Here is a 6882-nt window from a genome sequence, read left to right as displayed (position 1 = left end):
TTTATTTTACTGGAAATACATTTTTTTATACAATACACCCGCTAAGGCTATACTACAGTCTGAGGTGATCGAAATTGGCCAAACGAAAAGCAAATCATGTCATCAATGGAATGAACAATGCTAAACGCCAAGGAAACGGCGCGGGATATATTGAAGATGACCAGCATATTCTCACTGAGGCGGAACGCCAAAACAACAAAAAACGGAAGACCAATCAATAAATCCTAAAAATCCTTCATGAATGGCTTAGGAGGTTAAGACATTGACAAATAAAAACGACGGCAAAGATATGCGCAAAAACGCACCGAAAGGAGCTCAGCCTGGGCAGCCAGAGCCTTTGAGCGGAAGCAAAAAAGTTAAAAACCGGAACCATACGAGACAAAAACATAATTCCAGTCACGATATGTAACATTTTCCGCGTCTTTCACGGCGCGGTTTTTTACTTTACCTCTCTGGCGATGCAACCCCCTTCGAATCGCCTCCTTCACATGAATTCACAGCTGTGCATAATCTAACGGTAAGGCTAGGTATGGAGGAATGATCAAATGACAAATACAAAACGTTTCGATTCCGCAGATTTTGATAAAGAATGGATGAAACAGTTTGTTGACGACCCTTTTCTCCTCTATGATGAGACTTTTCCGATCGACCTTTATGAAACGAGCACTGAATATATAATCGAAGCAGATTTAAGCCGCTTGAATGCCCGGCACCTTGACATGACGTTTTCCGGCTACGATTTCAAGCTTGCGGTTAAAACCGATGAACAGCATTACGAAAAATCGCTGATGCTTCCTTTCTTTTTGAATGACAAACAGATCGAAGCGGAATGCGAGAACAGCATTCTTGCAGTTAAAATCAATAAGGAAGCAAGCCAAGATGAAGTTTCGCTTTCATTTCATATTCCTTTTATATCATACATGCACAACAAGCAGAACCCGGACAGCGCGTAAAACACTTTGCCATCCGGGTTTTTTCCGTTCGTTCGTCAAATATCCGCTAGCAATTCTCTATGGCCGATTAGGGAATTGCTATACAATAGATTATGTTCTAGCACCTCTTTTGATCAGGCCGGTGTCCCATTTTATATTATTTTTTCTATGTTCTTCTAAAACGCCTTCATGTAAAATAGGTAATAGACAAAGGAGTGATGAGAGATGCTGGAAGGATGGTTTTTGTGGTTTATTCTATTTTGGGTGATCATGATGGTTATCTTATTATCAATCGGCGGGTTTTTTATGTTTCGAAAGTTTTTAAAGCGTTTACCAAAAGAAGACGGCAGGTCAGAGCTTGATTGGCAGGATTACTATATTGAAAACAGCAAACATTTATGGAACGATGAAAATAAACAGTTTCTAGATGAATTGACAGCGCCAGTGCCAGAGCTGTTCAGAGATGCAGCAAAAGCCAAAATCGCAGGCAAAATCGGTGAGCTTGCATTAAAAGAAAAGGTAGCAAAGATTGATCAGCAACTTATGATCAAAGGTTATATTCTCGCAACTCCTAAAAGAGACCATACCTTCTTAAAAAGGCATCTGCGGGACAAAAAAATCGATCTGGAGCCTTATCAAACCCTTCTCAAATAAAAAACCTTTCCTGGCAAGAGGAAAGGTTTTTTAATTCATTTGAATATTAGCTGACTGCAGCTCGTTATGAAGTTTTCGATATGATAAATACATGGCGATTCTCCAAGGCACAATCATACCGAAAGCCAGAATCCAAAACATTCCGCTCAATGCACCATAATCAATTGATGTGCTCAAAATCGATTTCATCACGATTCTGATCACCAAAAGACCGACTAATATAAAAACAAATGCTTTAGAGCGTTTCATGTAAATCTCATTATTTTTAACTTCGAACTTAGAGGTTTTGATTAGAAAAATAGAGAAAATCACACCTAAAGTGAATGCTTCTAAAAACTCTGCACCAGTTACCCAAAATACCGGAAATAAAAACATTAACGCTCCCGTACTCATAAAAATCGGCGGGAGAATGATTTTTTTTGGTGAAACAGGCTTGTCAGAGGACTTTATTCTGACAACCATGACAGCTACAGCCATGAACACAGCAATAATCGATGAAATTATAATCATCATACTTATCATTCCTTTGTTTCTCGGAGTGTTGATACTATATACTATACTCCAAAACAATAAAAAAAACCATTTTGAAAAGAAATGACTTTAATATCCCATAACGCGGCTGACAGCTTCCAGCACTTTTGTTTCCTCGAACGGCTTCACAATAAAATCCTTTGCCCCCAGCTCAATTGCTTCCGTTACAATTCTTTGCTGGCGCATGGCAGTGCACATGATGACCTTCGCTTTAGGATCAAAGGTTAGGATATCACGAAGCGCTTTTATGCCGTTTTTCACTGGCATTGTAATATCCATTGTCACAATGTCCGGGCGCAGTTTTTTATACAGATCCGCTGCTTGCTCGCCGTCCGCCGCTTCGCCTGCGATTATGTAATTTGCCTCTTCCAAGATCTCTCTGATTTTCACTCTCATGAACTTGGCGTCGTCTACAACTAAAACTCTTGTCATATGCCCCTCCAAAAAACGATTTCCACAAATAATAGTCTTATTGTACCAAAAACAACAGGTTTAGTAGTAGTGCGAAAGTAATTCTCCATTAAAAACCAGTAAATCCCCCAAAAAGGTCAGACAGCAAAATAATGATCAGGCTCATCCAATCAAAGAATAACAGCACACCAATCACAATCATTAAAACGCCGCCTGCTTTCATGATCAAAAGCTGGTTCCTTCTTATCCATTTCAGCTTTGTGATAAAGAAAGACAATAAAAGAAACGGTACAGCAAAACCGAGTACATATAACATCATGTATGGCACTGCTGAGCCTGGATTGGTGCCTGCAAGTGAGATAACAGCACCTAATATTGGACCGGTACACGGTGTCCATCCCGCCGCAAATGCCATTCCGATTAAGACTGAACCTAAAAACCCGCTCGGTTTATGCTTAAAATGGATTCTCCGCTCTTTCATCATAGCCTCTGGCCGGAACACGCCGAGTGTAAAGAAACCGAACAAAATAATAAGCAACGCGCCAATTTGCCGAATCGCATCATGGTAATCCCTAAACAGGCTGCCAATTAAAGATGTTCCATAGCCTAAAGCAATAAAAATGACTGAAAAGCCGAGCAAAAAACACAAAGTATGAAACAGGCTTCTTTTCTGCAGCAGCAGCTTTTCTGTTTTTACATCATCCATGCTGACCCCTGTAATATATGACAAGAAAGCTGGGTAAAGCGGCAGGCAGCAAGGGGAAATAAAAGATAAAAACCCCGCTCCGAATGTCAAAAAATAATTTACGTCTCCCATGTCATCATCCCTTCATGATTTGACATTCCTTCAAGTTATGACAAAATCATTTCATTTTTTTAACACTTTCACCTGAAGGATTTCTATTTTCAGAAAAAACTTATATAATTTAATTTGACATTGAGATATTGTACTCCTTCTCATTTGAAAATTAGTATAAATATGGATATAATATAAACATTCAACTTGAAGATTTAATGTATGAAAGGATACATCCCTGTGATTAGAGAGCATCTATTAAATGAAATTGAAAAAAAAAGAGCAGAGCTGCTGCAAATTGTCATGGCGAACGGAATGACATCTCATATTACGATAGAGCTCAGTCAGGAGCTTGACCATCTTCTCATACAATATCAAAAGCAGCGCCTTCGAGCAGTAGCGGGTGATGAATGATCGCAAAATAAAAAACCCGTATAAGGGTTTTTTATTTTATAACCATGTTTCTCTATATCATAATCTTTACGTATTATTTCGTTTGATTATTCATGGCTTTCATCATTTGATTGATTTTCTTTTGAGAAGGTTTCATTCCCATTTGCATCATCATCATGCGTAACATTTGTTCATTAATAGGCGGATTCTTTTTCAGGTAGCTCATCATATATTTACGAGCAATAAAAAACCCGAGTGCAACACCTATGAGCAATGCAACAACGCCCACTAGGATGCCAACCCATAAAGTCATTTTATTTCCTCCTTCATGTTGTCTAGTTTAAAGTGTACTAAACCAAAAGCTATTATACAACATTTACATCTCTTTTTCTTCGGTTTTAGACAAAATTTCTTTCTTTCACCGGATTTAGCCATCCGTAACGCTTCGAATTGAAATCCATCGCTAAAAAGCAAGGGCTTACTTTTCTTAACACTTCAAAGAATATCGTTTCTGCCTCATAATCTCCCGAAGCCACTATTTCTATCATGTGCTCCTTCATCATAAATGTCGCATGGCCTTTTGCTTTTGGCAAAGCTATTCTATAAATATAATCCAGCTGCCTGTAATCCGTTTTGTTTAAATTCATTTTTAATCGCTGATGCATATGTAAAATCGGGATTGGTTGTGTAATATATTGAATCTGTTTCTCTGTCATTTCATACTGCTGCTTTTCAAGGCTTGTCCAATGATAGTCTTGAAACAGCTCAAACATAACCGATTCCCGCCCGAAATAGTGATTGGCAAACTCCTCTTTTATCAGGTACGTATAGTAGTGACGTTCCATCTTTTCATCCCCTTTTCCAGCAGCATTTCATTTGCTCTCTATTATACAAAAGAAGAAAAGAAAGAATTGTCTATTACTGTTAAACAGCCAATACTATTTTTGTCGGATAAACAAGAAAAAGAGGATGATTTGACTCATCCTCTTTCAAAGACTTACTTGTTAATTAATGCCTTTACTCGATTCACTACGTTCGGTACTGAGAAGCCGTATTCGTTAATGATGGTTTCACCAGGGGCAGATGCACCGAATCGGTCTATGCCAAGTACGTCTCCTTCAAGCCCCGTGTATTTGCCCCATCCAAATGATGAGCCCATTTCAATTGCTAGGCGTTTTTTCACATCTGCAGGAAGGACTTCGTTTTTGTATTCATCAGATTGTTTCTCAAAACGGTCCATTGAAGGCATGCTGACAACAGAAACATCGATATTTTCTTTTGCCAATTCTGCTTGCGCTTCAATCGCAAGACCTACCTCAGATCCTGAAGCGATGAGAATAGCGTCAGGTGTTTCGTTTTTAGATTTAGAAACAACATATGCACCTTTTTCTACTCCTGCCAATGCTTCTTCAGGCGTTTGATCGATGGTAGGAAGGTTTTGGCGTGTTAGCACTAGCGCTGTTGGCTGATCAGTGCTTTGTACTGCAAGCTTCCACGCTGCTGCTGTCTCATTGCCGTCTGCAGGACGGATCAAAGAAAGCTTAGGCATCGCACGGAGTGAAGCAAGCTGTTCAACAGGCTCGTGCGTCGGGCCGTCTTCACCTACAGCAATACTGTCATGTGTGAAGACATATGTGACAGGAAGGCCCATTAACGCTGCAAGGCGAATAGAAGGACGCAGGTAATCAGAGAAGACAAAGAAAGTTCCGCCGAATACACGCAGTCCGCCATGAAGCGCCATACCGTTTAATGCTGCACCCATCGCAAATTCACGTACACCAAACCAGAAGTTTTTGCCTGAGTAATCAACCGCTGTAAAATCACCGGCATTTTTAATTGTCGTTTTGTTCGATCCCGCTAGGTCGGCAGAACCTCCGACAAAGAAAGGAATTTTTTTCGCGAGTCCGTTGAGAACTTCACCGGAAGATGCACGGGATGCTAGGCTGCTTCCTTTTTCATAAACAGGAACCTCTTGATCCCAGTCCTTCGGAAGCTCTCCTTTGATTGCCAGTTCAAGCTGTTCAGCAAGTTCAGGATAAACTTCTTTATATTTAGCGAATTGAGCGTTCCATTCCTGTTCTTTTTTCTCGCCTGATTCTTTAACAGCTGCAGCGAAATGCTCATATACTTCTGACGGAACGTAGAAATCTTCTTCATATGTCCACGCGTAAGCTTCTTTTGTTAATTTGCTTTCCTCTTTACCAAGCGGCGCGCCGTGAACACCGGATGTACCTGCGCGGTTAGGCGATCCGAATCCGATTGTCGTTTTCACTTCAATTAATGTAGGTTTCTTATCATTTTGGCGTGCTTTTTCGATAGCCGCTGTTAATTCTTCAATATTGTTTCCATCCTCAACATAAAGAACTTCCCAATTCATTGCTTCAAAACGCTGTTTTACGTTTTCAGAGAATGAACGGTTCAGATCTCCATCGAGAGAGATATCATTAGAATCGTATAGTACGATTAGACGGCCAAGCTGAAGATGGCCTGCGAGTGAAGCGGCTTCAGAAGAAATACCCTCCATTAAATCACCATCACCACAAATACTGTATGTATAATGATCGACTACGTTAAATGAATCACGGTTGTAAGTTTCCGCTAAATGGCGTTCAGCGATTGCCATACCGACTGCCATGGCAATTCCTTGGCCAAGCGGACCTGTTGTCGCATCCACACCGGCAGTATGTCCGAATTCCGGATGTCCAGGTGTTTTGCTGCCCCACTGGCGGAATCCCTTAAGATCTTCAATACTAAGATCAAACCCGCTTAAATGAAGCATGCTGTATAAAAGTGCTGACCCATGTCCAGCAGATAAAACAAAACGGTCACGGTTAAACCAGCCAGGGTTTGCCGGACTTACGTTCATAAATTTTGTCCACAGCGTGTATGCCATTGGAGCAGCCCCCATCGGCATCCCTGGGTGACCAGAATTTGCTTTTTCAATAGCGTCTATTGACAGTGTGCGAATGGTAGCAACTGATTTCTTTTCAATTGTATCCATAAAAATCCCCTTCCTTATGTGTTGTACCCTTACATCATAAATGTCTGACGACTTTTTCTCAACTGTTTCAGCTTAAATTTGAGAGAAACTTGTTGAATTTTGTCATAAAACTGTCACAATTAAGACATTTAATTGTCATCTAACTGACCTATTGTCTGTGCGTA

11 protein-coding genes are annotated in these 6882 nt (G+C 40.3%); 5 read left to right on the top strand and 6 right to left on the bottom strand.

Going from position 1 to position 6882, the window contains the following annotated elements:
- The first annotated feature begins 74 nt into the window (after positions 1-74).
- From sspO to yneK, 4 genes are all read left to right on the top strand, one after another.
- Positions 75-221, top strand: coding sequence for a small acid-soluble spore protein SspO (sspO, locus tag C1T29_RS11290; RefSeq protein WP_020451603.1), 147 nt, complete (start codon positions 75-77; stop codon positions 219-221).
- 41 nt (positions 222-262) lie between these two features.
- Positions 263-409, top strand: a complete 147-nt coding sequence (locus C1T29_RS11285; protein WP_003182250.1) for a small acid-soluble spore protein P — start codon at positions 263-265, stop codon at positions 407-409.
- Positions 410-545: 136 nt separating this feature from the next.
- Positions 546-953 carry an Hsp20/alpha crystallin family protein gene (locus C1T29_RS11280; RefSeq protein WP_020451602.1) on the top strand — a complete coding sequence of 136 codons (408 nt, stop codon included), beginning with the start codon at positions 546-548 and terminating at the stop codon, positions 951-953.
- 204 nt (positions 954-1157) lie between these two features.
- Entirely contained in the window at positions 1158-1586 is a 429-nt protein-coding gene (yneK, locus tag C1T29_RS11275) for a DynA interaction protein YneK (protein WP_014664129.1), read from the top strand.
- A 30-nt stretch (positions 1587-1616) separates the two neighbouring features.
- On the opposite strand, the gene C1T29_RS11270 is transcribed toward yneK, so the two are convergent.
- The 3 genes from C1T29_RS11270 to ccdA form a co-directional block, all read right to left on the bottom strand.
- Positions 1617-2108 carry a CcdC family protein gene (locus C1T29_RS11270; RefSeq protein WP_080478227.1) on the bottom strand — a complete coding sequence of 164 codons (492 nt, stop codon included), beginning with the start codon at positions 2106-2108 and terminating at the stop codon, positions 1617-1619.
- Between the two features lie 78 nt (positions 2109-2186).
- Entirely contained in the window at positions 2187-2549 is a 363-nt protein-coding gene (locus C1T29_RS11265; RefSeq protein WP_014113939.1) for a response regulator, read from the bottom strand.
- A gap of 88 nt (positions 2550-2637) precedes the next feature.
- Positions 2638-3345, bottom strand: coding sequence for a cytochrome c-type biogenesis protein CcdA (gene ccdA, locus C1T29_RS11260; protein ID WP_095432849.1), 708 nt, complete (start codon positions 3343-3345; stop codon positions 2638-2640).
- A 219-nt stretch (positions 3346-3564) separates the two neighbouring features.
- On the opposite strand from ccdA, the gene ynzD reads away from it, so the two are divergent.
- The gene (gene ynzD, locus C1T29_RS11255; RefSeq protein ID WP_024121579.1) at positions 3565-3738 is read left to right on the top strand and encodes an aspartyl-phosphate phosphatase YnzD; all 174 of its coding nucleotides are present in this window, start codon (positions 3565-3567) and stop codon (positions 3736-3738) included.
- Between the two features lie 73 nt (positions 3739-3811).
- On the opposite strand, the gene C1T29_RS11250 is transcribed toward ynzD, so the two are convergent.
- The 3 genes from C1T29_RS11250 to tkt all read right to left on the bottom strand — a co-directional run bounded on the left by C1T29_RS11250 (position 3812) and on the right by tkt (position 6718).
- Positions 3812-4030: a YneF family protein gene (locus tag C1T29_RS11250; protein WP_003221221.1), complete on the bottom strand. Its 219-nt coding sequence runs from the start codon at positions 4028-4030 to the stop codon at positions 3812-3814.
- A gap of 85 nt (positions 4031-4115) precedes the next feature.
- A complete protein-coding gene (sirA, locus tag C1T29_RS11245) occupies positions 4116-4562 on the bottom strand; it encodes a sporulation inhibitor of replication protein SirA (protein WP_003231591.1) in 447 nt (148 codons plus the stop codon).
- Positions 4563-4714: 152 nt separating this feature from the next.
- Positions 4715-6718 carry a transketolase gene (gene tkt / locus C1T29_RS11240; protein WP_103748733.1) on the bottom strand — a complete coding sequence of 668 codons (2004 nt, stop codon included), beginning with the start codon at positions 6716-6718 and terminating at the stop codon, positions 4715-4717.
- Positions 6719-6882: the final 164 nt, after the last annotated feature.

Source organism: Bacillus sp. MBGLi79 (genome assembly GCF_002953915.1).
The sequence above is the reverse complement of the archived record's forward strand: the minus strand, read 5'-3'. Positions and strand labels throughout refer to the sequence as shown.